Annotated in this window: 16 protein-coding genes and 2 pseudogenes; 11 read left to right on the top strand and 7 right to left on the bottom strand. The window is 66.7% G+C overall.

The genetic code is table 11. From position 1 onward, the window contains the following. Positions 1–71: 71 nt before the first annotated feature. The 3 genes from map to D7S86_RS13420 all read left to right on the top strand — a co-directional run bounded on the left by map (position 72) and on the right by D7S86_RS13420 (position 5,681). On the top strand, positions 72–884 hold the full coding sequence (map, locus tag D7S86_RS13435) for a type I methionyl aminopeptidase (protein ID WP_121087228.1): 813 nt from the start codon (positions 72–74) through the stop codon (positions 882–884). Continuing rightward, positions 881–3,472, top strand: a complete 2,592-nt coding sequence (locus tag D7S86_RS13430) for a [protein-PII] uridylyltransferase (protein WP_121087227.1) — start codon at positions 881–883, stop codon at positions 3,470–3,472. Before map ends, D7S86_RS13430 begins: the two co-directional genes overlap by 4 nt. 379 nt (positions 3,473–3,851) lie before the next feature. After that, positions 3,852–5,681 carry a pseudouridine synthase gene (locus tag D7S86_RS13420; protein WP_121087224.1) on the top strand — a complete coding sequence of 610 codons (1,830 nt, stop codon included), beginning with the start codon at positions 3,852–3,854 and terminating at the stop codon, positions 5,679–5,681. Positions 5,682–5,954: 273 nt separating this feature from the next. Here the strand turns inward: D7S86_RS13420 and def are convergent, their stop codons facing one another. The 4 genes from def to smc all read right to left on the bottom strand — a co-directional run bounded on the left by def (position 5,955) and on the right by smc (position 13,906). Continuing rightward, complete coding sequence (gene def, locus D7S86_RS13415) at positions 5,955–6,491, bottom strand: peptide deformylase (RefSeq protein WP_121087222.1); 537 nt, start codon at positions 6,489–6,491, stop codon at positions 5,955–5,957. Then, positions 6,488–8,542 carry an NAD-dependent DNA ligase LigA gene (ligA, locus tag D7S86_RS13410; protein WP_121087220.1) on the bottom strand — a complete coding sequence of 685 codons (2,055 nt, stop codon included), beginning with the start codon at positions 8,540–8,542 and terminating at the stop codon, positions 6,488–6,490. Before ligA ends, def begins: the two co-directional genes overlap by 4 nt. A gap of 320 nt (positions 8,543–8,862) precedes the next feature. Then, positions 8,863–10,275 (bottom strand): cell division protein ZipA C-terminal FtsZ-binding domain-containing protein, encoded by a 1,413-nt coding sequence (locus D7S86_RS13405; RefSeq protein WP_121087218.1) that lies wholly within the window; start codon positions 10,273–10,275, stop codon positions 8,863–8,865. Between the two features lie 112 nt (positions 10,276–10,387). After that, positions 10,388–13,906, bottom strand: coding sequence for a chromosome segregation protein SMC (gene smc, locus D7S86_RS13400; RefSeq protein ID WP_121087216.1), 3,519 nt, complete (start codon positions 13,904–13,906; stop codon positions 10,388–10,390). Positions 13,907–14,211: 305 nt separating this feature from the next. On the opposite strand from smc, the gene dapC reads away from it, so the two are divergent. The 7 genes and pseudogenes from dapC to D7S86_RS30505 all read left to right on the top strand — a co-directional run. Then, positions 14,212–15,426, top strand: coding sequence for a succinyldiaminopimelate transaminase (dapC, locus tag D7S86_RS13395; protein WP_205962809.1), 1,215 nt, complete (start codon positions 14,212–14,214; stop codon positions 15,424–15,426). A gap of 218 nt (positions 15,427–15,644) precedes the next feature. Then, on the top strand, positions 15,645–16,475 hold the full coding sequence (dapD, locus tag D7S86_RS13385) for a 2,3,4,5-tetrahydropyridine-2,6-dicarboxylate N-succinyltransferase (RefSeq protein WP_121087210.1): 831 nt from the start codon (positions 15,645–15,647) through the stop codon (positions 16,473–16,475). 3 nt (positions 16,476–16,478) lie between these two features. Next, positions 16,479–16,883 carry an arsenate reductase gene (locus D7S86_RS13380; RefSeq protein WP_121087208.1) on the top strand — a complete coding sequence of 135 codons (405 nt, stop codon included), beginning with the start codon at positions 16,479–16,481 and terminating at the stop codon, positions 16,881–16,883. Positions 16,884–16,899: 16 nt separating this feature from the next. Continuing rightward, the gene (gene dapE / locus D7S86_RS13375; RefSeq protein WP_121087206.1) at positions 16,900–18,039 is read left to right on the top strand and encodes a succinyl-diaminopimelate desuccinylase; all 1,140 of its coding nucleotides are present in this window, start codon (positions 16,900–16,902) and stop codon (positions 18,037–18,039) included. Positions 18,040–18,063: 24 nt separating this feature from the next. Further along, positions 18,064–18,957: a 50S ribosomal protein L3 N(5)-glutamine methyltransferase gene (prmB, locus tag D7S86_RS13370; RefSeq protein ID WP_121087204.1), complete on the top strand. Its 894-nt coding sequence runs from the start codon at positions 18,064–18,066 to the stop codon at positions 18,955–18,957. A 37-nt stretch (positions 18,958–18,994) separates the two neighbouring features. Then, positions 18,995–19,885: pseudogene (locus D7S86_RS30515) on the top strand (phospholipase D-like domain-containing protein); the annotation flags it as partial. Positions 19,886–20,257: 372 nt separating this feature from the next. Further along, positions 20,258–20,791 (top strand): annotated as a pseudogene (locus D7S86_RS30505) (phospholipase D-like domain-containing protein); the annotation flags it as partial. A 91-nt stretch (positions 20,792–20,882) separates the two neighbouring features. Here the strand turns inward: D7S86_RS30505 and D7S86_RS13355 are convergent. Further along, positions 20,883–21,362: a glutathione peroxidase gene (locus tag D7S86_RS13355; RefSeq protein WP_121087202.1), complete on the bottom strand. Its 480-nt coding sequence runs from the start codon at positions 21,360–21,362 to the stop codon at positions 20,883–20,885. Between the two features lie 69 nt (positions 21,363–21,431). Here D7S86_RS13355 and D7S86_RS30675 point away from each other — a divergent pair, with 69 nt between their 5' ends. Continuing rightward, positions 21,432–23,504 carry an ATP-binding cassette domain-containing protein gene (locus tag D7S86_RS30675; RefSeq protein WP_240648131.1) on the top strand — a complete coding sequence of 691 codons (2,073 nt, stop codon included), beginning with the start codon at positions 21,432–21,434 and terminating at the stop codon, positions 23,502–23,504. A 5-nt stretch (positions 23,505–23,509) separates the two neighbouring features. On the opposite strand, the gene radA is transcribed toward D7S86_RS30675, so the two are convergent. Together radA and alr are read right to left on the bottom strand one after the other, a co-directional pair. After that, positions 23,510–24,889, bottom strand: a complete 1,380-nt coding sequence (gene radA, locus D7S86_RS13345) for a DNA repair protein RadA (RefSeq protein ID WP_121087200.1) — start codon at positions 24,887–24,889, stop codon at positions 23,510–23,512. A gap of 70 nt (positions 24,890–24,959) precedes the next feature. Then, on the bottom strand, positions 24,960–26,030 hold the full coding sequence (gene alr, locus D7S86_RS13340) for an alanine racemase (RefSeq protein WP_121087198.1): 1,071 nt from the start codon (positions 26,028–26,030) through the stop codon (positions 24,960–24,962). Positions 26,031–26,165: the final 135 nt, after the last annotated feature.

Here is a 26,165-nt window from a genome sequence, read left to right as displayed (position 1 = left end):
CGAATATGAAAAATCATCGGGCAAGGTGCGATAATCGCCGGATCACGATTCTCTGCCGAACGCCCGCCGCCATGACCGCCACACCGAAAACCGCCACCGATATCGAGAAAATGCGCGTGGCCTGCCGCTTGGGCGCAGAAGTGCTCGACTACATCACGCCGTTCGTCAAGCCCGGCATCTCGACGGGCGAACTCGACCGCCTCTGCCACGAGTACATGCTGACGGTCCAGGGCACGACCCCCGCGCCGCTCAACTATCAGCCGCCCGGTTACCCGCCCTACCCGAAGGCGATCTGCACGTCGGTCAACGACGTGATCTGCCACGGCATTCCGGGCGACAAGGTCCTGAAGAACGGCGACATCGTCAATCTCGACATTACGGTCATCAAGGACGGCTACTACGGCGACACGAGCCGGATGTTCATCGTCGGCGAAGGCTCGATCCTCGCGAAGCGGCTGGTCCAAACGACGTTCGAATGCATGTGGCTCGGTATCGCGCAGGTTCGCGCGGGCGCGCATCTCGGCGACATCGGCCACGCGATCCAGAAACATGCCGAAGCGCAGAATTTCAGCGTCGTGCGCGAATACTGCGGCCACGGGATCGGCACCGTATTCCACGACGAACCGCAGGTGCTCCACTATGGCCGCGCGGGCACGGGCATCGAGCTCGAAGCCGGCATGATCTTCACGATCGAACCGATGATCAACGCGGGCAAGCGCGAAATCCGCACGATGCCCGACCAATGGACGGTCAAGACGCGCGACCGGAGTCTGTCCGCGCAGTGGGAGCACACCGTGCTCGTGACCGAGACCGGCTACGAGGTGCTGACCGTATCGGCCGGCGTACAGGCCAAACCCGACTCTTTGCTGACCGCCGCCGCGTGAACGCCTCGCTCGCCCCCGACTCGATCCCGCATACGGCCGATACGGCCGCGATGCGCGCGGAACTCAAGACCGCCAAGGCCCAACTCATCGAGACCTTTCTCGCGAAGGGCCACGTGGAGACCCTCACGCACGGCCTCGCGCGACATGTCGATCGCGTGCTCGCGAGCGCCTGGGCAAGCTGCGCGTTGCCGGCCACCGCGGCGCTCGTGGCCGTCGGCGGCTACGGCCGCGGAGAGCTCGCGCCCTACTCCGATATCGACATCCTCGTGCTGCTCGACACGGCGCCCGACGAGGAGACGGAACGGCGCGTCGAGCGCTTTATCGGCATGGGATGGGATCTCGGACTCGACGTCGGCAGCAGCGTGCGCACCGTCGAGCAATGCCTCGACGAGGCGGCCAACGATGTGACCGTGCGGACCTCGCTGCTCGAATCGCGGCGCATCACGGGCGACGATGCGACCTATGCGCGCTTCGCCGCGCAGTTCCGCGAGGCGCTCGATCCGCGCGCGTTCTTCACGGCCAAGCTGCTCGAAATGCGCCAGCGCCATGCGAAGTACCAGGACTCGCCGTACAGCCTCGAACCGAACTGCAAGGAGAGCCCCGGCGGCTTGCGCGATCTCCAGTTGATCATCTGGATCACGCGCGCGGCGGAGTTCGGCAACAGTTGGTCGGAACTCGAGGCGCGCGGCCTGATCACCGAGCGCGAGGCGCGCGAGCTCGCGCGCAACGAGGGTTTTCTCAAGCGGCTGCGCACGCATCTGCACGTGCTCGCGGGACGGCGTCAGGACATTCTCGTGTTCGACCTGCAGACCGCGCTCGCCGAGCGCCTCGGCTTCAAGGCGAAGCCGACCAAGCGCGTCAGCGAGCAGATGATGCGCCATTACTACTGGGCGGCGAAGGCGGTCACCCAGCTCGCGACGATCCTGCTGCAGAACATCGAAGCGCAGCTGTTCCCGTCGACGAGCAAGATCACGCGCGTGTTCTCGGAGCATTTCGTCGAGAAGCAAGGGATGATCGAGATCGTCTCGGACGACGTGTTCGTGCGCGAACCGAACACGATTCTCGAACCGTTCCTGCTTTACGAGCAGACGCCGGGCATCAAGGGCCTGTCGGCGCGCACGCTGCGCGCGCTCTACAACGCGCGCGAGAAGATGGATGTGCATTGGCGCCGCGATCCGGTCAACCGCAAGCTGTTCATGCAGATCATCAAGCAGCCGGCCGGCATCACGCACGCGATGCGCCTGCTGAACCAGACGAGCGTGCTCGGCCGCTACCTGCTCAATTTCCGGCGCATCGTCGGACAGATGCAGCACGACCTCTATCACGTCTACACGGTCGATCAGCACATCCTCATGGTGTTGCGCAATATCCGGCGCTTTCTCGTGCCCGAGCATGCGCATGAATACCCGTTCTGCAGCCAGTTGAGCGCGGATTTCGAGCGTCCCTGGGTGCTCTACGTCGCGGCGCTGTTCCATGACATCGCGAAGGGACGCGGCGGCGATCATTCGACGCTCGGCATGGCCGACGCGCGACGATTCTGCCGCGACCACGACATCGACGAAGAGGACACGGAGCTCGTCGTCTGGCTCGTCCAGCATCATCTGACGATGAGCCAGATCGCGCAAAAGCAGGACATGAGCGATCCGGAAGTCATCAAGCGGTTCGCGAGCCTCGTGCGCAACGAGCGCCGTCTGACCGCGCTCTATCTGCTGACGGTCGCCGATATTCGCGGCACGAGTCCGAAGGTCTGGAACGCGTGGAAGGGCAAGCTGCTCGAGGACCTGTACCGGATCACGCTGCGCGTGCTCGGCGGCGCGAAGCCCGATGCCCATGCCGCGCTCAAGACGCGTCAGGAAGAAGCGCTCACGCTGTTGCGCCTCGAGGCGCAGCCCGAAGGCGCGCATCTCGCGCTCTGGAAGCAGCTCGACGTCGCCTATTTCCTGCGGCAGGATGCGTCGGAAATCGCCTGGCAGACGCGCGAACTCATGCGTCACGTCGAAACGCCCACGCCGATCGTGCGCGCGCGTCCGGCGGCGATCAGCAACAGTCTCCAGGTGCTCGTCTACGTCAAGGACCGGCCCGATCTGTTCGCGTCGATCTGCAGCTATTTCGACCATTCGGGATTGTCGGTGCTCGATGCGCAGATCAATACGACGCGTCACGGATACGCGCTCGATAACTTCCTCATCGAGCACAGCGACCCCGAGCTGCATGCGCGCGACATCGCGAATCTCGTCGAGCGTCAGCTCGCGGACGCGCTGAGTCAGCATGACGCCGCGTTGCCCGAGCCGTCGAAGGGCCGTCTTTCACGCCTGTCGCGCACGTTCCCGGCGACGCCGCGTGTGGATCTGCGCGCCGACGAACGCGGGCAGTATTACATCCTGTCGGTCTCGGCCAACGATCGGCCGGGCTTGCTGTATTCGATCGCGCGCGTGCTCGCGCAACATCGGATCGGGCTGCACGCGGCGCGCATCAACACGCTCGGCGAACGTGTCGAGGACGTGTTCTTGCTCCATGGCAGCGCGCTCAACGACGGCAAGCTGCAGATCAAGCTCGAAACGGAGCTGCTCAAGGCGATCGCGGTCTGAAGCGACGCGCATGTGGATGTCTGCACGTGGCGGGATCGCGACTCAGATGTCCGCGTGATCGTGGGTGACCGCGCTGCCGGATGACCGCTCCGTTTGCGGCTCGCCGGAGACAGTAAAGACGGCCGGGTGGTGATCGATATGCATCGAGGCGCATCGACGTCGGGTGGCGGCCACGAACCGAGGCCGTACGCGGGACGCCGAACCGATCGCTGTGTGCGCTGCCGGCGCGCCTCGCGGCGCGTGCGTCACGAGGCGCCGGGCTGGTCGAATCTGTACCGGCTTCTACAATTCATCTCAAGCGCCGAAGCCTGCTTCGGCGCAATCGAATAACTCGAGGCTCGACGCGTTGCATCGCGCCTCCCCGTATTGAACACAGATCATGCGTGAAAAACTCACTGCGAAACATCCGCGGACCTCTGATGCGCGCCGCGCGCCCGTGCGGCCCGGCGCGCCGCGCAAACCGCTCGCGACACCCGAACGCGCGGGCGGCGGTCCGCGCACACGCAGTGCGGACGCGGCGCCCGGCTCGCGCAAGCCGCGCACCGACAGCGACGCGCCGCGTCGTCCGCGTGCCGATGGCGATGCTCCTCGCAAGCCGCGTTTCGACGCTGACGCACCGCGCCGCCCGCGTGCCGACGGCGATGCCCCGCGCAAGCCGCGTTTCGATGCTGACGCACCGCGTCGTCCGCGTGCCGACGGCGATGCCCCGCGCAAGCCGCGTTTCGATGCCGACGCACCGCGTCGTCCGCGTGCCGATGGCGATGCCCCGCGCAAGCCGCGTTTCGATGCTGACGCACCGCGTCGTCCGCGCGCCGATGGCGATGCCCCGCGCAAGCCGCGTTTCGATGCTGACGCACCGCGTCGTCCGCGCACTGATGGCGATGCTCCGCGCAAGCCGCGTTTCGATGCTGACGCACCGCGCCGTCCGCGCGCCGATGGCGATGCCCCGCGCAAGCCACGTTTCGACGCTGACGCACCGCGTCGTCCGCGCGCCGATGGCGATGCCCCGCGCAAGCCGCGTTTCGATGCCGACGCACCGCGTCGTCCGCGTGCCGATGGCGATGCCCCGCGCAAGCCACGTTTCGATGCTGACGCACCGCGTCGTCCGCGCGCCGATGGCGACGCCCCGCGCAAACCGCGTTTCGATGCTGACGCACCGCGTCGTCCGCGCGCCGACGGCGATGCGCCTCGCAAGCCGCGTTTCGATACCGACGCACCGCGTCGTCCGCGTGCCGACGGCGATGCCCCGCGCCGCCCTCGCCTTGAAGGCGAGACGCCGCGCCGTGTCGTCACGAACACGGCCGGCGCACCGCGCCGCTCCCATGTCCCGAGTCCGCGCGGCGATGCATCGCACGGCGCGCCGTCGCCGCGCGCACGCACAACAGCACCCGCCGATCGCGACGCCGACCGCGACGCCGCCACAGACTTCGGCGAAGAAACCGGCATGCTACGGCTGTCGAAGCGCATGTCCGAACTCGGCCTTTGCTCACGACGCGAAGCCGACGAATGGATCGAAAAGGGTTGGGTCCTCGTCGACGGCAAACGTGTCGATACGCTCGGCACGAAGGTCCGCCCCGACCAGCAGATCGAGATCCTGCCCGCCGCGCGCCAACAGCAGGCCGACCAGGTCACGATCCTGATCCACAAGCCGGTCGGCTATGTGTCGGGTCAACCCGAGGACGACTACCTGCCGGCCGCCGCGCTGATCACGGCCGAAACGCAATGGGCCGACGATGCATCCGGGACGCGCTTCCGCGCCTCGCACCTGCGCTCGCTCGCGCCCGCGGGCCGGCTCGATATCGACTCGACGGGCCTGCTCGTGATGACCCAGGACGGACGCGTCGCGCGGCAGTTGATCGGCGCGGATTCCGAGGTCGACAAGGAATATCTCGTGCGCGTGACGTACAACGGCCTCGACCGCGACGTTCAATCGGCCTTCCCGGCCGAGCGGCTTGCGCTGCTCTGCCACGGTCTGTCGCTCGACGACCAGCCGCTGCGGCCTGCCGAGGTCGAATGGCAGAACCCCGAACAGCTCCGCTTCGTGCTTCGTGAAGGGAAAAAGCGGCAGATCCGCCGGATGTGCGAACTCGTCGGTCTTGAGGTCGTGGGGCTCAAGCGCGTACGTATCGGCAAGGTCATGCTCGGCGCGCTGCCGGCCGGACAATGGCGCTATCTGCGCGCCGACGAATCGTTCGGCGATATCGCCTGAAGCGCCGTCGACGACACGCACGTCATGCCCGGGCCGCGCCGCCCGGCATGACGCGCATCCCGAACGCCCCGCGCATGCGTCGCCTTACGGGTGCGCGCGCCGCGCGGACGGCGCGGCTCAAACGACACGACACACCGTCCTCGGGAACGGTTTCGCGGCGGCCCGGTCCCCGACGCCACGTCGGAATGCCGATGCCGATGCCGATGCCGATGCCGATGCCGATGCCGATGCCGACATCGATAACGACACGCATCGCGCGGCGGCCGCGCTCAGTCAGTCGTCGGCGGCCGCCGGATCCAGATCGGGAAACAGCACGCTCGTGAACCCGAACTTCGCAAAATCGGTCACGCGCATCGGATAGAGCTTGCCGATCAGGTGATCGCACTCGTGCTGGACCACGCGCGCATGAAATCCCTCGGCGACGCGGTCGATCGGCTGCCCGTACTGGTCGAATCCCTCGTAGCGCAGCATCGAATACCGGTTCACGGCCCCGCGCATGCCGGGCACGGACAGACAGCCTTCCCAGCCCTCCTCCATATCCTGCGACACGGGCGTGATCGTCGGATTGATCAGCACGGTCTCGGGCACCGTCGGCGCATCGGGATACCGGGCATTCTGGCCGAATCCGAAAATCACGACCTGCAGGTCGACGCCGATCTGAGGGGCCGCAAGCCCGGCGCCGCTGGCCGCGCGCATCGTGTCGAACATGTCCTCGACCAGCGCATGAAGCTCCGGCGTATCGAAGTGTTCAACAGGCGCGGCGATGCGCAGCAGACGCGGATCGCCCATCTTCAGAATCTCACGAATCATGTCGATTCTCCCTCCAGGAGCTTTCGCATGCCATCTTCATCGAGAACCGCGATGCCGAGTTCCTCGGCCTTCGCGAGCTTGCTGCCAGCTTCGGCGCCGGCCACGACATAGTCTGTCTTCTTCGACACGGAGCCCGCGACTTTGGCTCCCGCGGCTTCGAGCATCGCCTTGGCGTCGTCGCGCGAGAGCGTCGGCAAGGTCCCCGTGAGCACGACGGTCTTGCCCGCGAGCACGCCGAGCGGCGCGCGCGGCGCGGGCGGCCCCTCGGTCCACGTGAGCCGATTCGGCGCACGCAGCTGGTCGATGACGGTCCGGTTATGCGGCTCCGCAAAAAAATGCCGCGTCGCTTCGGCCACGATCGGCCCGACGTCGGGCACTTCGAGCAACTGCTCGACGCTTGCGTCCATCAGCGGATCGAGCGCGCCGAAAAAGCGTGCGTATTCCTTCGCCGTGCTCTCGCCGACATGGCGGATGCCGAGCGCGTAGATAACGCGCGCGAGCGTCGTCTGCTTCGCCTTGTCGAGCGCGTCGAGCAGGTTCTGCGCCGACTTCTCGCCGAGCCGTTCAAGCCCGACGAGCGTCGCGAATCCGAGACCGAACAGATCGGCCGGCGTGCGCACGAGCTTCTCGTCGACGAGCTGATCGATGATCTTGTCGCCGAGGCCGTCGATATCGATCGCGCGGCGCTGCGCGAAATGCCAGATCGCCTGCTTGACCTGCGCGGGGCAGATCAGTCCGCCCGTGCAGCGCGCGATCGCCTCGTCAGGCAAGCGCTCGATCGCCGAGCCGCACGCCGGACACTGCGTGGGCATCACGAACTCGCGCGCATCGGCGGGCCGCCGGTCGAGCACCGCGCCGACGACCTCGGGTATCACGTCGCCCGCGCGCCGGATGATGACCGTATCGCCGATCCGGATGTCCTTGCGGCGGACTTCGTCCTCGTTGTGCAGCGTCGCGTTCGTCACCGTCGCGCCGCCGACGAACACGGGCTCGAGCCGCGCAACGGGCGTGATCGCGCCCGTGCGGCCCACCTGCACGTCGATCGCGACGAGCCGCGTCAAGGCCTCCTGCGCGGGGAATTTGTGCGCGAGCGCAAAGCGCGGCGCGCGCGAAACGAAGCCGAGCGCGTCCTGCTCGTCGCGGCGATTGACCTTGTAGACGACCCCGTCGATATCGTAGGCAAGCGATTCGCGTTTCTGCCCCATCGCGCGGAAGAACGCCAGCAGACCGTCCGCGCCTTCGACGACCGCGCGCTCGGGACAGACGGGGATGCCGAGCGCCGTGTACCAGGCCAGCAGCGCCTCGTGCGTGTCGGGCATCGCCGCGCCTTCGAGCACGCCGATCCCATACGCGAAAAACGACAGGGGCCGCGACGCCGTGATCTTCGAATCGAGCTGGCGCAGACTGCCGGCCGCCGCGTTGCGCGGATTCGCGAACTCTTTCTGCTCGGCCGCGCGCTGGCGTTCGTTGAGCTTCGCGAAATCGCGCTTGAACATCAGCACTTCGCCGCGCACCTCGAGCACGGCCGGCACCTGCGCGCCCTTGAGCCGCAACGGCAGCGAGCGGATCGTGCGAACGTTGGCCGTGACATCCTCGCCCGTCGCGCCATCGCCGCGCGTCGCGGCCTGCTCGAAGACGCCGTTCACGTAGCGCAGCGAAATCGCGAGTCCGTCGAACTTGAGTTCGGCCGAATACTCGACGGGCGTGCCCTCATGCTTGAGCCCTTCCGCGCAACGCCGATCGAACGCGACGATGTCCTCGTCCTCGAAGCCATTGTTGAGCGACAACATCGGCACCGCATGCGTGACCGGCGTAAAGCCCGCCGCCGCCTGACCGCCGACGCGCTGCGTCGGCGAATCCGGCGTCACGAGTTCGGGATGCTCGGCCTCGATATGCTCGAGTTCGCGATACAGCGCATCGAATGCCGAATCGGGCAGCTCGGGCGCATCGAGCACGTAATACGCGTAGTTGTTGCGCTCGATCTCCGCGCGCAGCCATTGCACACGCTCGTCGGGGCGCTCGGCCGGCGGAATGGAGGGGGACTCGTTCATCGGTCAGTGAAGGTGGATTTCGCGCGCGCGCGGCGCGCACCATGCAGTGCATCCTACCGCTTTGCGTCTCTTTTGCCAGTTGGCACAACGACCGATCCGGACACGGCGCCGCAGGGCGCCCGGATGTCGGCGACACGCCTGCGCGCCGCGTCGTCCTGGGTGCGACGACACGCAGCATCCGGTCCGCGCCGACGCGCTTCAGGTCTCCAAGCAGCCGCTCGCGCGCCGGGCACCGCCGTGCATGGCCCCGATCGGGGGCTCCGGTCAGTCGCCGAACCTCGGTCGCCGAACGTCGGCCGCCGAATCTCAGTGCCCGAATCTCAATTGCTGAACAAACGGCGCGCCGCCGCGGACCCTGCCGGGATCCCCGCGTGTTCGAGTTTCGCGTAGAGCGTGAGCAACTGCTTCTCGATCGCTTCGAGCGCCGACTCGGGCAGCGTGCGGCGCTGATCGTCGACGACGCGCGCTCCGATGCGCTGCGAAAGCGAAGCGGCGTAGTCGCACATGAGCCGGAACGGCAGGATGTCTTCGTCGGCGACCGGCACGTCGAGCAGCAGCGTGATCATCTGCCCGCCCTTGAACGTAAGGTCGTCGCGCAGGAAGTTCGTCTCGCCGAACTGCAGCATGAAGATCGGGCTTTGCCGGACGTCGAGCTTGACGAAGCGCGTGCCGTCGCGCGACAGCAGCAGCCCGTCCTGCGCCGCGACCGCCTGCACGTAATTCGCCGACCACGGCGCACCGTCCGACATCACATTGATCGAGAGCTGCGCATCGCATTGCGCGGCGAACGCGTCGAGCTCGCGCGCCATCGCGACGGTCTCGATCATGTCGGGAAACTCGGGCGCCGCATCGATCGCATCCGCGAGCGACTGCACCCCCGTCACGAACTCCGAGAACTCAAGCTCATTGAGCGCGCCCGAACGATTCGCGAGCTGAACGGCCGCGCGCAGTTCGCGATAGCGCGTGCCCGACTGCAGGCTCTCCCATCCGTCGTCGCTCTCGCGCTGACCTTCGATATAGACGGGCTTGCTGCCCGCGCGGCGAATGCGCTGCGCGAGCGGAATTACCTTGTCGCCCATGACCGACATCGGAATGCGCAGCAGCACGACGCAATCGATCCGGTGATCGACCCAGCCCGGCTGGGCCGAAGCGGCGGGTTGCGGATTCGGCGTGCTCGACGAGTTCGACGCGTTCGAATGAGCGGGGTCGGCCTCGGCATCCGCGGCAGTCCCGGCGGCGGTCGCGTCCGCGGCGTGCGGCGCAGGGGCCGATTCGCCATGCGCCTGCGCACCCGCTTCGGCAGTCGCATCGCCCGTCACGCTGTCCATCACGCCGTCCGTCGCGTCGCCGGCGGCCTGCGGCTCCTGCGCGAGCGCGGCCTCGGCCGGATCCATTTCACCGAAGGTATCGCCGCCTAGCGTCGGCTCGCGCCGTTCGTCGAGCGCGTCCGGGCCGAACGTCGGTTCGCGCCGGTCCGGCGCACCGCTTGCCGGCGGCGGCGCAGCCGGCACCGCGGGCGACCCGGGCTGCGGACGCGGCGCGGTATACGCGGGCTCGATAAACGGGCGGTCATCGGAGATATCGGGAACCGCGCGCGTCTGCTCGGCGACTTCGGGCGGCATCGGACGCGGCATCCGGCGACGCACGCGCGCCCCCTGCCAGGCGTTGTAAAGCACGACGCCGATCACGATCACGGCCCCCGCACCGATCAATCCGAGTTGCAACTCGTTCATGCACGCTCCATCTTCATTGCTATTGCGCAGGCATCGGTGCGATGCCCTACTGCGTCATTCGTTGTTCTGCGTGTCGCGGCGCGAGTCGGGCCGCACACGAGCGGATCTGCGCTCAGGCGGCCTGCTGCACGAATCCGGCCGCGGTCTCCATATCGACGGCCACGATCCGCGACACGCCCTGTTCCTGCATCGTCACGCCGATCAGCTGCTGCGCCATTTCCATCGCGATCTTGTTATGCGAGATGAACAGGAACTGCGTCTTGTCCGACATCGACCGCACGAGGTTCGCGAAGCGCTCCGTGTTCGCGTCGTCGAGCGGCGCATCGACCTCGTCGAGCAAGCAAAACGGCGCGGGATTGAGCTGGAACATCGCGAACACGAGCGCCGTCGCGGTCAGCGCCTTTTCGCCGCCCGACAGCAGGTGAATCGTCGAGTTCTTCTTGCCCGGCGGCTGCGCCATGACCTGCACGCCCGCGTCGAGCACTTCGTCGCCCGTCATGATGAGCTTCGCCTGGCCGCCGCCGAACAGCTTGGGGAACAGCTCGCCGAAGTGATGATTGACCTCGTTGAACGTCCCCTGAAGCAATTCGCGCGTTTCCTGATCGATCTTGTGAATCGCGTCTTCAAGCGTGCCGATCGCGGACGTCAGGTCTTCGAGTTGCGAATCGAGGAAGGTCTTGCGTTCGCGCGCGGCCGTCAGTTCGTCGAGCGCGGCCATATTGACGGGACCCAGCGCGACGATCGCGTTGTTCAGGCGCGTGACTTCGCCCTGCAGGTACGACGGCTTCAGATCCGCCGTGAGCTTGGTCGCGAGCGCGGCTTCGTCGACCTCGGCCTGCTGAAGTTGTTCGTCGAACTGCTCGCGGTTGAGCCGCGCGGCCTGTTCCTTGAGCTGAAGTTCGGTGATGCGGTCGCGCAGCGGCTGCAGCGAGCGCTCGATCGTCAGCCGGTTTTCATCGGCTTGCCGCAACTGATGCGTGAGCGCGTCGAGTTCCGTGCGCGCGGCGGCCAGCGCCGCTTCGCGCGCGGCGCGAATTTCAAGCGCGTCCTGCAGGCCCGTATGCGCGGTCTGCTCGTTGATCGTCTCGAGTTCGGCGCGCGCGTCCTCGAGCGTCGCCTCGAGGCGTTCGCGCTGGTCGTGCGCCATCTGGATCGAGCGCTTGAGCTCGTCGATGCGCGCAAGCACGTTGCGCTCCTCGTACTGCGCCTGCTGCGCCGCGCGTTCGAGTTCGCGCGCCTGATGACGCGCCTGTCCGAGCGCCTCGTCGAGCGCTTCGAACGCGAGCTGCTGATCCTCGAAACGCGCCTGCACCTCGGCGAGCCGCGCGTCGGCCTGCTCGAACTGCGCTTCCGATTCCGCGCGCAACGCGCGCTGATCTTCGATCTGCGCGGTAATCTCGGCGAGTTCCTCGCCGATCTGCGTGCTGCGCGCGACATAGCGCTCGTGGGCTTGCGCGAGCTTGAGCACATCGAGCTGCAGCGCATGCACGCGTTGCGTCGCGCGCTCGGACGCGCCGCGCAGTTCGCCGAGCGCCTGCGTCGCGTGCGAGTGCGCGGCTTCGGCGCGAATCGCGAGCGTCTTCGCCTCGTCGGCGAGCAGCGCCTGCGCGCGCACTTCGCGCGTGAGGTTTTCGATCTCCTGCTGGCGGGCGAGCATGCCGGCCTGCTCCGTGTCCGCCGCATAGAGCTGAACGCCGACGCGCGTCACCTGATGGCCCGACTTGACGACGAACAGACCGTTCTCGGGCAATTGCGCGCGCATCGACAGCGCCTGCGCGAGGTCGTCGGCGATGAACACCGCGCTCAGCCATTCGTTGAGCACGGCGCGCAGACCCGGCTCGTCGATGCGCAACAGCGCCAGCAGCGGACGCAGGCCGTTCGGCGTCGCCACCGGCGCGCCGGCCGGCGGCGGCGAGAAAAACGCGAGCTTCGCGGGCGGCGCATCGGCCGCGAACGCCTTGACCCAGTCGAGGTTCGAGATTTCGAGCGCGGCCAGACGTTCGCGCAGCACGGCTTCAAGCGCCGTTTCCCAACCCTGCTCGATATGCAGTTTCTTCCAGAGCCGCGGCAGCGCGCCGAGTTCGTGCTTGTCGAGCCACGGCTGGATTTTGCCGTCGGTCTGGACGTTCTCCTGGAGCGCCTTGAGCGCGCTCAGGCGCGCTTCGATCTGATGGATCCGCGCGGACTCGGCCTGCACGCGCGCCTGCGCGTCCCGGCGTTCATCCTCGAGACGCGGCAACGCCTCCTGCGCCTCGGCAAGGCGGCCCTGCGCGTCGGCGAGGATTTCTTCGTGCTCGGCGAGTTGCATGCGCATCTCTTCGAGCTGCGCCTCGTCGGGCGCATCGAGGCCCTTCGATTCGGCGCGCAAGCGTTCGTCGCGCTGTTGCAATTGCTGAAGCTGCTGATCCGCATTGCGTTGATGCGCGGCTTCGAGCTTGATCGCCTGTTCGGCTTGCGAGATTTCCGCGCGCTGATCGTTGAGCTCGGACTGCGCATCGCGCCAGCGCGCTTCGAGCGCGGGCAGCGCATCGTTCTGCGCATGGGCGCTGTCATGCGCGAGCGCGTTTTTCTCCTGCGCGGTCGCGAGCGATTCCTCGGCCGCTTCGAGATCGCCGCGCGCGACTTCGGCCTGCGCATGCCATTGCTCGCGCTGGGCCGTCAGCGCGGCGATCTGGGCCTGCGCGCGGTTACGCGATTCGACGATGAACTTGATCTCGGCCTCGAGGCGGCTGACCTCGGCGTTCGCCTCGTAGAGCCCGCCTTGCGCGCCCTGCATCGCGTCGGACGCCGCATAGTGCGCGACGCGCATCGTCTCGAGTTCGGCCTCGACTTCGCGCAGCTTCGCGGTCTGCGCTTCGAGATCGATTTGCGCGCCCTCGATCGCGCGCTGCTGACGCGCCTGCTCGTCGAGGGCGTCGTTACGGCGCAGCAGCCAGAGCAAGCGCTGCTTTTCCTCGCCCTCGGACTGCAGTTCCTTGAATTTCTGCGCGACGACGGCCTGCCCTTCGAGCTTTTCGAGGTTCGTGCCGAGTTCGCGCAGGATGTCCTCTACGCGCGTCAGGTTCTCGCGCGTGTCGTTGAGGCGGTTTTCCGTTTCGCGGCGGCGCTCCTTGTACTTCGAGACGCCCGCGGCTTCTTCGAGGAACACGCGCAGATCCTCGGGCTTGGCCTCGATGATCCGCGAGATCATGCCCTGGCCGATGATCGCGTAGGCGCGCGGCCCGAGACCCGTGCCGAGGAAGATGTCCTGGATATCGCGGCGCCGCGCCGCCATGTTGTTGATGAAGTAGCTCGACGTGCCGTCGCGCGTGAGCACGCGTTTGACCGCGATCTCGGCGTAGGCGCCCCATTGACCCGACGCGCGTCCGTCGGCGTTGTCGAACACGAGCTCGACGCTCGCGCGGCTGCCGGGCTTGCGATTCGTCGATCCGTTGAAAATCACGTCCTGCATCGATTCGCCGCGCAGCTCCGAGGCGCGCGACTCGCCGAGCACCCAACGCACGGCGTCGATGATGTTCGATTTGCCGCACCCGTTCGGTCCGACCACGCCGACGAGCTGGCCCGGGACCTGGAATTGCGTGGGATCGACGAAAGATTTGAATCCAGCGAGTTTGATCGAGTTCAGACGCACGGCGAATTCGCTGATTGAAAAGGGAAAATCGAAGCCGGCCTTACCGCGTGCATCGAGGCGGCGAGCCGCCGGGCCCGGGTTCGGGGGTCAATCATACCATCGGGCATCGGCCAGCCGGCACGCTTCGGGCCCGCTTCGGGCACGCGCGCACCGGCCCGACGGGCCCCGCGCGGCGCTGCCGTCCGGCTCGACCGGCCCGGCTTCGAATCGAAGCATCGCACGGGTATAATTGCCGACCTGGCATGCCCCGCGACGGCGCACCGCGCCCGAGCGTTCCGACGACCCTATTCGACTCCGCCGACCTCGTGAATCCGCTGCTCGACACGCTGCAAACGTATCCGTTCGAAAAACTCCGCGTCCTGTTCGCGGGTGTCACGCCGACGGCAGCGCTCAAACCGATCAGCTTCGGCATCGGCGAACCCAAGCACGCGACGCCCGCGCTCATCAAGGACGCGATCGTCGGCTCGCTCGACGGCCTCGCCTCGTATCCGGCGACCGCGGGCACCGAAGCGCTGCGCACGGCGATCGCGGGCTGGATCGCGCGCCGCTACGGCGTCACGCTCGACGCGGCCACCGAGGTGCTGCCGGTCTCGGGCTCGCGCGAGGCGCTGTTCGCGCTCGCACAAACGGTTGTCGACGGCAGCCGGCCCGGCGCGGTCGTCGTCTGTCCGAATCCGTTCTACCAGATCTATGAGGGTGCGGCCCTGCTCGCCGGCGCCACGCCCTATTTCGCGAACAGCGATCCGGCGCGCAATTTCGCCTGCGATTACGCAGCCATTCCCGAAGACGTCTGGGCGCGCACGCAACTGCTCTACGTCTGCAGCCCCGGCAATCCGACGGGCGCGGTCATCACGCTCGACGACTGGCGCGAGCTGTTCGCGCTCTCGGACAAGTACGGCTTCGTCATCGCGTCCGACGAGTGCTACTCCGAAATCTATTTCGACGAAGACCGCGTGCCGCTCGGCAGCCTCGAGGCCGCTCGCGCGCTCGGACGCGACGCGACGCGTCTGGTCGTGCTGTCGAGCCTGTCCAAGCGCTCGAACGTGCCCGGCATGCGCTCGGGCTTCGTGGCCGGCGACGCGGCCATCCTCAAGCGTTTCCTGCTGTACCGGACTTACCACGGCTGCGCGCTGAGCCCGGTTTGGCAGAGTGCGAGCGTCGCGGCATGGGGCGACGAAGCCCACGTCGTCGAGAACCGCGCGATGTATGCCGCGAAGTTCAAGACCGTCACGCCGATGATCGCGAGCGTGCTCGACGTCAAGCTGCCCGACGCCGCGTTCTACCTGTGGGTCGACGTCCGGCGCTCGGGACTCTCGGACACCGAGTTCGCGAAGCGCCTCTACGCTGACTACAATGTGACGGTGCTGCCCGGCTCGTACCTTGCGCGCGACGCGCACGGTCTGAACCCCGGCAGCGGCTTCGTGCGGATCGCGCTCGTCGCGGAAGTCGCCGAATGTACGGAAGGCGCGCAGCGCATCGTCGATTTTTGCCACGGTCTCGCGAAAGCGCGCGCCGCTTGAGCGCGGCGTGGCACGACGCGGCGCATGGCTCGGCGCACGAGCCGCCGCATCACCGGAAACATGAGCCCGTGCGCGCGACGGCGGATCCCCGCCCGGCGGCGGGCGCGGGCACAGACTCGAATACGCCCTTGCATCAGGCTTGCCGTGCGGCGCATCGCCGCTCCGGCATCGCCGCCTCACCCTGCTGAACCCTTTTTTCAACACACCAGGCCGAACTCATGTCGCAACAACAACTGCAAACGATCATCGACCATGCGTGGGACAACCGCGCCGAACTGTCGCCGAAGGCCGCGCCCGGCGAAATCCGCGAAGCCGTCTCGCATGTGATCGCAGAACTCGACAAGGGCACGCTGCGCACGGCCGAAAAGAAGGACGGCGACTGGGTCGTCAATCAATGGGTCAAGAAGGCCGTGCTGCTGTCGTTCCGTCTCGAAGACAACGAAGCGATGCCGGCCGGCGGCTATTCGCAGTTCTACGACAAGGTGCCGAGCAAGTTCGCGTCGTACACCGAAGCCGACTTCGCCGCGGGCGGCTTTCGCGTCGTGCCGCCCGCGATCGCGCGCCGCGGCTCATTCATCGGCCGCAACGTCGTGCTGATGCCTTCGTTCACGAACATCGGCGCCTATGTCGACGAAGGCACGATGGTCGATACCTGGGCCACCGTCGGCTCGTGCGCGCAGATCGGCAAGAACGTCCACCTGTCGGGCGGCGTCGGCATCGGCGGCGTGCTCGAGCCGCTGCAGGCCAACCCCGTCATCATCGAAGACAACTGCTTTATCGGCGCGCGCTCCGAAGTCGTCGAAGGCGTGATCGTCGGTGAAAACTCGGTGATTTCGATGGGCGTGTTCCTCGGTCAAAGCACGAAGATCTACGACCGCGAAACGGGCGAGATCCACTACGGCCGCGTGCCGCCGGGTTCGGTCGTCGTCGCGGGCAGCCTGCCGAGCAAGGACGGCAAGTACAGCCTCTACGCGGCGATCATCGTCAAGAAGGTCGATGCACAAACGCGCGCGAAGACCGGCCTCAACGAACTGCTGCGGGGCGACTGAGCGATGGCCGCGACGCGTGCCGTCCGATCCGCCGCGCACGCGGCGAGCGCCTCCGAGGCACGCATCGTCGTGCATGGGATTCCGAACTGCGACACCGTCAAGAAGGCGCGCGTCTGGCTCGAATCCCACGGCATCGACTTCGCGTTCCACGACTACAAGAAAACCGGCATCGACGCGCCGACGCTCGAACGCTGGTTGCGCGACGTCCCGCTCGACACGCTGCTGAACCGGCGCGGCACGACGTGGCGCGGCCTGCCCGACGCCGCCAAGGATCGCGCGAGCGAGCCGGCCGGCGCCGTCGCGGTCATGATCGAGCATCCGTCGGTCATCAAGCGCCCCGTGCTCGTCGTCGACGGCGCCGTCAAGGCCGTCGGCTTCTCGCCGGACGTCTACGCGTCCCTGTTCTGACCTCACTCGATTGACCATGTCCGCCACGCTTGCCCTTACCGAACACCTGATCGCCCGCGCATCGGTCACCCCCGACGACGTCGACTGCCAGGCGATCATCGTGCGTCGCCTTGAAGCCGCGGGCTTCGCTTGCGAAACGATCGTCTCCCGCGACGTCACGAATCTCTGGGCCGTCAAGCGCGGCACGGCGGGTCGCGAGGGCAAGCTGCTCGTGTTCGCGGGCCACACCGACGTCGTGCCGACCGGCCCGGTCGACGCCTGGCAATCGGCGCCGTTCGTGCCGACGCATCGCGACGGCAAGCTTTACGGCCGCGGCGCGGCCGACATGAAGACCTCGCTCGCGGGCTTTGTCGTCGCGAGCGAGGAATTCCTCGCCGCGCATCCCGACCATGCGGGCTCGATCGCGCTGCTGCTCACGAGCGACGAGGAAGGCCCCGCGACCGACGGCACGGTGAAGGTCGTCGAAGCGCTGAAGGCGCGCGGCGAGCGGCTCGACTACTGCGTCGTCGGCGAACCGACGTCGGTCGACACGCTCGGCGACATGGTCAAGAACGGCCGCCGCGGCTCGCTATCGGGCAAGCTCGTCGTCAAGGGCATCCAGGGCCATATCGCGTACCCGCATCTCGCGCGCAATCCGATTCACCTCGCCGCGCCCGCGCTCGCCGATCTCGCGCGTGTCGAGTGGGACCAGGGCAATGAATATTTCCCGCCGACGAGCTGGCAGATGTCGAATATCCACGCCGGGACCGGCGCGACGAACGTGATCCCCGGCACCGCGACGATCGACTTCAACTTCCGCTTCTCGACGGCGAGCACCGTCGCGAGTCTCAAGCAGCGCGTGCAGACGATACTCGACGCGCACGGCTTCGACTACGACCTCGACTGGACGCTCGGCGGCGAACCGTTCCTCACGCCGCGCGGTGAACTCTCGACCGCGCTCGGCGACGCGATCCGCGACGAGGTCGGCGTCGAAACCGAACTCTCGACGACGGGCGGCACGTCGGACGGCCGCTTCATCGCGAAGATCTGCCCGCAGGTCATCGAATTCGGTCCGCCGAATGCAACGATTCACAAGATCGACGAACATGTCGAAGTCGCGTTCATCGACCCCCTGAAGAATATTTACCGGCGTGTGCTCGAAAAGCTCGTCGCGTAGTCGCCCCAGCCCAACGAGAGTGCCATGACGAACCCGTCCCATCCGTTTTCGACCGTGCGCGACCTGCTTCGCTACGCGACGTCGCGCTTCAATCAGGCCGAGATCTTCTTCGGCCACGGCACGACCAACGCGTACGACGAAGCCGCGTATCTGATCCTCCATACGCTGCATCTGCCGCTCGACACGCTCGATCCCTTCCTCGACGCGCGACTGATGGACGATGAGATCGCGTCGATCCTGAATCTGATCGAACGCCGCGCGACCGAGCGCATGCCCGCCGCTTATCTGACGCACGAGGCCTGGATGCACGGCTTTCGCTTCTATGTCGACGAGCGCGTCATCGTGCCGCGCTCGCTGATCGGCGAACTGCTCCAGGACCGGCTCACGCCGTGGGTCGACGATCCCGATCAGGTCACGGCCGTGCTCGAACTCTGCACGGGCTCGGGATGTCTCGCGATCCTGTCGGCCGCGGCGTTCGAGAACGCCGATGTCGATGCGGTCGACATTTCGCACGCGGCGCTCGAAGTCGCCCATCGCAACGTCAGCGACTATCAGCTCGACGACCGGATCGCGCTGTTCGAAGGCGATCTCTACGAGCCGCTGCCCGAGCGTCAGTACGACGTGATCATCACGAACCCGCCGTACGTGAACCAGGCGTCGATGGATGCCCTGCCGCCCGAATACCGCCACGAGCCCGAGATCGCGCTCGCCGGCGGCGCCGACGGCATGACGATCGTCCAGCGCATCATCGCGCACGCCAAACGATGGCTGTCGCCCGACGGTGTGCTCGTGGTCGAGATCGGCAACGAACGCGACCATGTCGAAGCCGCCTTCGGCGGTCTCGAACTGAACTGGCTCACGACGAGCGCGGGCGACGACAGCGTGTTCCTGCTTCGCGCGGCCGACCTGCCGGACTGACGCGGAGCGCGAGGCGCCTATCGTGTTCGCCCACTGGATCCCGCTCGATGCGCTGCATGTCGGTTCGCTGATCGCGCTCGCGCATCTGCTCGGGGTCGCGATGGCGTTTCACGCGGTCGCGAACACGCGCACGTCGCAAGGTGCGATCGCCTGGGCGGTCGCCTTGATCGCGATGCCTTATCTGACGGTCATCCCGTATCTGTTTCTGGGCAGCAGCCGGTTTGCGGGGTATGTCGACGCGCGGCGCCTCGGCAACCAGCGCATGCGCACGCAGACGCGCGGCGCACATGCGTCGCGCCATATGGACGACGGCGGCTACGCGGCCGCGCAGCTCGGCGCGAACACGACGCGCGCGCTGACCTATCTTGCGGATATGCCGTTCGTCGCGGGCAATGCGCTGCGGCTGCTCGTGAACGGCCGCGCGACCTTCGATGCGATCTTCGACGCCATCGACTCGGCGCAGCACTTCATCGCGATCCAGTTCTTTATCGTGCGCGACGATGCGCTCGGACGCGCGCTGCGCGACCGGCTGCTTGCGCGCGCGGCGGCCGGCGTCAAGGTCTACTTTCTCTATGACGGCATCGGCTCGTACGATCTGCCGCGCAGCTACGTCGAGCGTCTGCACGCAGGCGGCGTCGAGATCCGCGCGTTCGCGACGCGCAAGTTCATCAATCGGTTTCAGCTCAACTTCCGCAATCACCGCAAGATCGTTGTCGTCGACGGGCAGCGTGCGTACGTCGGCGGCTTGAACGTCGGCGTCGAATATCTCGGCGAGAAGCCGCGGCTCTCGCCATGGCGCGACACGCATCTCGAACTGCGCGGCCCCATCGTCGCGAACGTACAGTTCGCTTTTCTCGAAGACTGGTACTGGGTCACGCAGCGGCTGCCCGACTTTCGCGTACCGAGCGCCGATGCCCAGGCCGGCGACGCCCGCGAAGCATGGGCGAGCGTCGATCCGACGATCGCGCGCGATGTCGCGCTCAGCGATCTCGCGCTCGACGAAGGCGTCGAGCCGGGCCGCGACGTCGCGCTGCAATCGGGCGCGCAGATCGTGCCGCAAGCGCAGGCGTCGCCCGCCGAGGGACACGCTGCGGTAAGCGAGACCCGACACGACGCGCCGGCGCCTCAATCCGGCGCGCACGCCGCGGACGAAACGAACGACCTCGACCAGGCGCTCGATGTCGTGCCGTTGCCGCCGCCCGTGCCGCCGCTTGAGCCGCCCGAGCTGCTCCATCCTTTCAGGCCGGGCGATCCGCGCGTGCCCGGGCGCCGGCCCGGCACGCCGGACGTGCGATGCCAGGTCATCGCGACGGGCCCCGCCGACCGGCAGGAAACGGCGTCGCTGTTCTTTGTCGAGGCGATCAACGCGGCACGGCATCGCGTCTGGATCACGACGCCGTATCTGATTCCCGACGAAGCGGTGTTCGCCGCGCTGCGGCTGGCCGTCATGCGCGGCGTCGACGTCCGGATCATGATTCCGTCGCGCCGCGACCACTTCGTCGTCTTCGAAGCGTCGACGCGGCATGCGCACGATGCGCTCAAGGCCGGCATCCGGATCTATCGCTACCGGCCGGGCTTCCTTCATCAGAAAGTCATGCTGATCGACGATCGCGCGGCTTCGGTCGGCACGGCGAATCTCGACAATCGCTCGTTCCGGCTCAACTTCGAAATGATCGTGCTCGCCGTCGATCGCGATTTCGCGGGCAAGGTCGAAGCGATGCTCGTCGAGGATTTCGCGCACTGCTTCGAGATCGACGCGTCCGAATACACGCGCGCGCCCGCGTGGCGTCGTCTGACGATGACGATCGCGCGGCTCTTCTCGCCGATCCTTTAGCGAACGGCCGCGCTGCGTCCTGGGTCCTTAGCGCCTTAGCGCCTTAGCGCCTTAGCGCCTTAGCGCCTTAGCGCCTTAGCGCCTTAGCGCCTCAGAGTATCGCCTCGATATCGCGCTCGAGCGCGTCGGGCTTCGTCATCGGCGCATAGCGCTCGCTGACCTTGCCGCTGCGATCGACGAGAAACTTCGTGAAGTTCCACTTGATCGCCTCGGTGCCGAGCACGCCGGGCGCCTGATCCTTCAGATACGCATAGAGCGGATGCGCCGCGTCGCCGTTGACGTCGATCTTGTCGAACATCTGGAACGTGACGCCGAAGTTCTTCTCGCAGAACGCCCCGATCTGCTCGGCGTCGCCGGGTTCCTGCTTGCCGAACTGATTGCACGGAAAGCCGAGCACTTCAAGGCCGCGCGCGCCGTATTTCTCATGAAGCTTCTGCAAACCCTCGTATTGCGGCGTGAAGCCGCATTCGCTCGCGGTATTGACGATGAGCAGCACCTTGCCGCGATAGCGTTCGAAGTCGATCGGCGTGCCGTCGAGCGCCGTGGCGGAAAACGAGTAGATTGGATCCATCGATGCGTCCTGGTCGGTGAGGGTTCGCGAAGCCCCTACAATAGCGGTTTTCGCATTCTCCTAGACGTCGTGATCCGGTTCAATCAGGTTTCCCTCGCACGCGGCACGAAGCCGCTGTTCGACAACGCCAGCTTTACGCTGAATCCCGCGGAAAAGGCCGGACTCGTCGGCGCGAACGGCGCCGGCAAATCGACGCTGTTCGCGATGCTGCGCGATCAGTTGCATCCCGATGCGGGGGATCTGCAGTTTCCGCCGACATGGCGCGTCGCGCATGTCGCGCAGGACACACCGGCTGTCGAACGCAGCGCGCTCGACTACACGCTCGACGGCGACACCGTGCTGCGCGACGCGCAAACGCGCATCGCCGCGGCCTCGGCCGCGCACGACGGCCATGCCGAGGCCGAGGCGCACGCCGCGTTCGCCGACGCCGACGGCTACACCGCGCCCGCGCGCGCCGAAGCGCTCTTGCTCGGTCTCGGGTTCACGCTCGAACAAACGCGCGCGAGCGTCGCCTCGTTTTCGGGCGGATGGCGCATGCGCCTGAACCTCGCGCAGGCGCTCATGTGCCCGTCCGATCTGCTGCTGCTCGACGAACCGACGAACCACCTCGACCTCGACGCGATCGTCTGGCTCGAAGACTGGCTGCGGCGGTATCCGGGCACGCTCGTCGTGATCTCGCACGATCGCGAGTTCCTCGATGCGGTCTGCAACGTCACGCTGCACATCGAGAACCAGCAGGTCAAACGTTACGGCGGCAATTACACACAGTTCGAGATCCTGCGCGCGCAGCAACTCGCGCTCCAGCAAAACGCCTACGAGAAACAGCAACGCTCGATCGCGCATCTGCAAAGCTTCGTCGACCGCTTCAAGGCCCAGGCCACGAAGGCCCGTCAGGCGCAAAGCCGCGTCAAGGCCCTCGAACGCATGGAATTGATCGCACCCGCGCACGTCGCGTCGCCGTTCACGTTCGAATTTCGCGCGCCCGATGCCGCGCCGAATCCGATGCTCACGCTCGATCGCGTGCAATGCGGGTACCGTCCCGGCGGCCCTTCGGGCGAGCCCGAAGGCACCGAGGACGCGACCGTCCATGCCGACGGTCACGGCGGCGGCGGCGGCGGCGCGCAAAGCGCGACGCACGCCGATCGCCGGCAGCCCGACACGCGGCCCGGCGATATCGTGATCGTCGACAAGGTGACGCTCTCGGTGCAAAACGGGCAGCGCATCGGCCTGCTCGGCGCAAACGGCCAGGGGAAATCCACGCTGATCAAGACGCTCGCGGGCGTGCTGCCCGCGCTGTCGGGCACGGTCCGCACCGGCAAGGGACTTCAGATCGGCTATTTCGCGCAACATCAGGTCGAAACGCTGCGTCCCGACGATTCGCCGCTCGCGCATCTCGCGCGCCTGTCTCCCGACGTCCGCGAACAGGAACTGCGCGACTTCCTCGGCAGCTTCAATTTCCGCGGCGACATGGCGAGCGCGCCGATCGCGCCGTTTTCGGGCGGCGAAAAGGCGCGTCTCGCGCTCGCCCTGATCATCTGGCAGAAGCCGAATCTGCTGCTGCTCGACGAGCCGACGAACCACCTCGATCTCGAAACGCGTCATGCCTTGACGATGGCGCTCGCCCAGTTCGAAGGCACGCTGATCGTCGTCTCGCACGATCGGCATCTGTTGCGCGCGACGACCGATCAGTTCCTGCTTGTCGCGCACCACGCGCTCCAACCCTTCGACGGCGATCTCGACGATTATCGGGACTGGCTGCTCGAGCATGCGGCGAACCAGCGCGCGCAGGCCGCGAGCGGAAACGCGGCGGGCGACGCGGACGGATCGGCCGGCGGCGCATCGAGCGTCGTCGACCGCAAGGAACAGAAGCGCCTCGAGGCCGAGGCACGGCAAAAGCTCGCGCAGCAGCGCAAGCCCCTGCAAAACAAGATCAAGAAGCTCGAAGCCGAACTCGACACGCTCAACGACGAGAAAACGCGCCTCGACGCCTTTGTCGCCGATCCGGCCAGCTACGAGGCCGCGCGCAAGGCGGAACTGACCGAGGCCTTGCGCAAGCAGGCCGACGTCAGCGCGAAGCTTGCGCAGGTCGAAGCCGACTGGCTCGACACGCAGGAGCAACTCGAAGCGCTCGGCGCGGGCTGAGGGGCTTATTCGAGTTCGCGAACACGGTCGATTGCCTGCTCGATGCGGTCGACCGCGACGACGTTGAGCCCGTCGATCGGCTGCTTCGGCGCGTTCGCCTTCGGAATCAATGCCGCGCTGAAGCCGAGCTTGGCGGCTTCCTTGAGACGCTCCTGTCCGCGCGGCGATGGCCGGATTTCGCCCGCGAGACCGACTTCGCCGAATACGACGAGCCCCTTCGGCAAGGGCTTGTTGCGCATCGACGAATGGATCGCGAGCAGGACCGCGAGATCCGCCGCGGGCTCGGCGATCTTGACGCCGCCGACCGCGTTGAGGAACACGTCCTGATCGAAGCACCCGATCCCCGCGTGCCGATGCAGGACCGCGAGCAACATCGCAAGCCGGTTCTGTTCGAGACCGACCGCGAGCCGGCGCGGATTCGGCACCTGCGCCGCGTCGACGAGCGCCTGGACTTCGACGAGCAAGGGCCGCGTGCCCTCCTGCGTGACGAGCACGCACGAGCCCGCGACCTGCTGCTCGTGCTGCGACAGGAACAAGGCCGACGGATTCGCGACGCCGCGCAGTCCCTTGTCGGTCATCGCGAACACGCCGAGTTCATTGACGGCGCCGAAGCGGTTCTTGATCGCGCGCACGAGCCGATATGACGAGTGCGTGTCGCCTTCGAAATACAGCACGGTATCGACGATGTGTTCGAGCACGCGCGGTCCGGCGAGCGCGCCCTCCTTCGTCACATGGCCGACCATGATGATCGTCACGCCGAGTTGTTTGGCGATGCGCGTGAGTTGCGCCGCGCATTCGCGGACCTGGGCGACCGAACCCGGCGCCGACGTCAGCGCATCCGAATAGACCGTCTGGATCGAATCGATGACGGCAATCTCGGGACGTTCGGCGTCGATCGTCGCCTGAATGCGTTCGAGCTGGATTTCGGCGAGCAAGGCCAGTTCCGACGCGCCCGATGCCGCCTCGGTCAGGCCCAGCCGCTGCGCGCGCAGCGCGATCTGCGCGCCCGACTCCTCGCCGCTCACGTAGAGCGCCTTTCGATCGCGCGCCATCGCGGCGAGCGACTGGAGCAGCAACGTCGATTTGCCGATCCCCGGATCGCCGCCGATCAGCACGACCCCGCCGGGCACGAGACCGCCGCCGAGCACGCGGTCGAATTCGCCGATGCCCGTCGTAAAGCGCGGCACGTCGGCCGCCTCGATCTGTCCGAGCATGCGTACGGGCGAACGCTGGGCGAGCGATTGGAACCGGTGTCCGCTCGACGCCGCTTCGGCAACCGTCTCGACGATCGTGTTCCATTCATTGCACGAGGCGCATTGCCCCGACCACTTCGCGGACTGCGCGCCACAGGCGCTGCAGACATAAACGGTCTTGCTCTTGGCCATCGACTGTGTCTTTGTTCGTCTTCGAGTGCGTTGTATTCGTTGTGTTCGTCGTGTCCTGTCGGCGCGCGCGTCAGTCCGCGCGGACCGGCACGCGCGTGGTCACCGCGCACATGAGTTCATAGCCGATCGTCTCGCTTGCCGCGGCGACGTCGTCGATCGAAATGGTCGGACCCCATAGTTCGACATGCGCGCCGATGCCCGCATCGGGAACCGGCGTCAGATCGACGGCGATCATGTCCATCGACACGCGGCCGATCGTGCGCGTGCGCACGCCGTTGACGGCGACCGGCGTGCCCGTGCGCGCATGACGCGGATAACCGTCGGCGTAGCCGCACGCGATGACGCCGATACGCATCGGCCCTTCGGCCGTGAAACGCGAGCCATAGCCGACGGTATCGCCCGAGCCGAGCATCTGCGTCGCGATGATCTCGGTGCTCAGCGTCATCGTCGCCTGCAGTCCCGATGTCGCGATATCGGCGTGCACGCCCGTCGGCGATCCGCCATAGAGCATGATGCCGGGTCGAACCCAGTCGAAATGAGTCGCCGGATGCCAGAGCGTCGCGGCCGAGTTCGCGAGACTGCGCATGCCCGCGATGCCGTCGGCGCCGCGCTCGAAAGCCGCGACCTGGTGTTCGACGCCGCGTTCGCCGTCGGCATCCGAGAAATGCGTCATCAGGACGATCTGCCCGACGCCCGTCGAACTGCGCGCGCGTTCCCACGCGACGCGGTATTTGTCGGGCGTATAGCCGAGGCGGTTCATGCCCGTATTCATCTTGAGCTGGACATTGAGCGGACGCGAGAGCCGCGCCAGCTCGATCATCCGCAGTTGCTCGTCGCAATGCACGGTCGTCGTCAGGCTGTATCGATCGACGATATCGAGATCCGACGGCTTGAAAAAGCCTTCGAGCAGCAGGATCGGTCCGGCCCAGCCGAGTTCGCGCAGCCGCACCGCCTCGTCAAGATCGAGCAAGCCGAAGCCGTCCGTCGCGCGCAAACCCGGGAACGCGCGCGCCAGACCGTGGCCATAGGCATTGGCCTTCACGACGGCCCAGACTTTCGAGCGGGGAGCGAAACGGCGCACGACGGCAAGATTGTTCGCGAGCGCGGCGGTATGGACGGTGGCGGAGATTGGACGCGGCATGAACGGCTTATGAATTAAAGGCTTTCGCTAGTCGGAACTTCTCTATTTTCATGTTATAAAGCCGGGCACACAACCCTTCCGGACAGGATATGCCGCTTGCCGGTGGAGACCGAACGCCGGCCCCCGTGGATCGCA

This window comes from Pararobbsia silviterrae (assembly GCF_003628125.1).
Taxonomy (GTDB): domain Bacteria; phylum Pseudomonadota; class Gammaproteobacteria; order Burkholderiales; family Burkholderiaceae; genus Pararobbsia; species Pararobbsia silviterrae.
The sequence above is the reverse complement of the archived record's forward strand: the minus strand, read 5'-3'. Positions and strand labels throughout refer to the sequence as shown.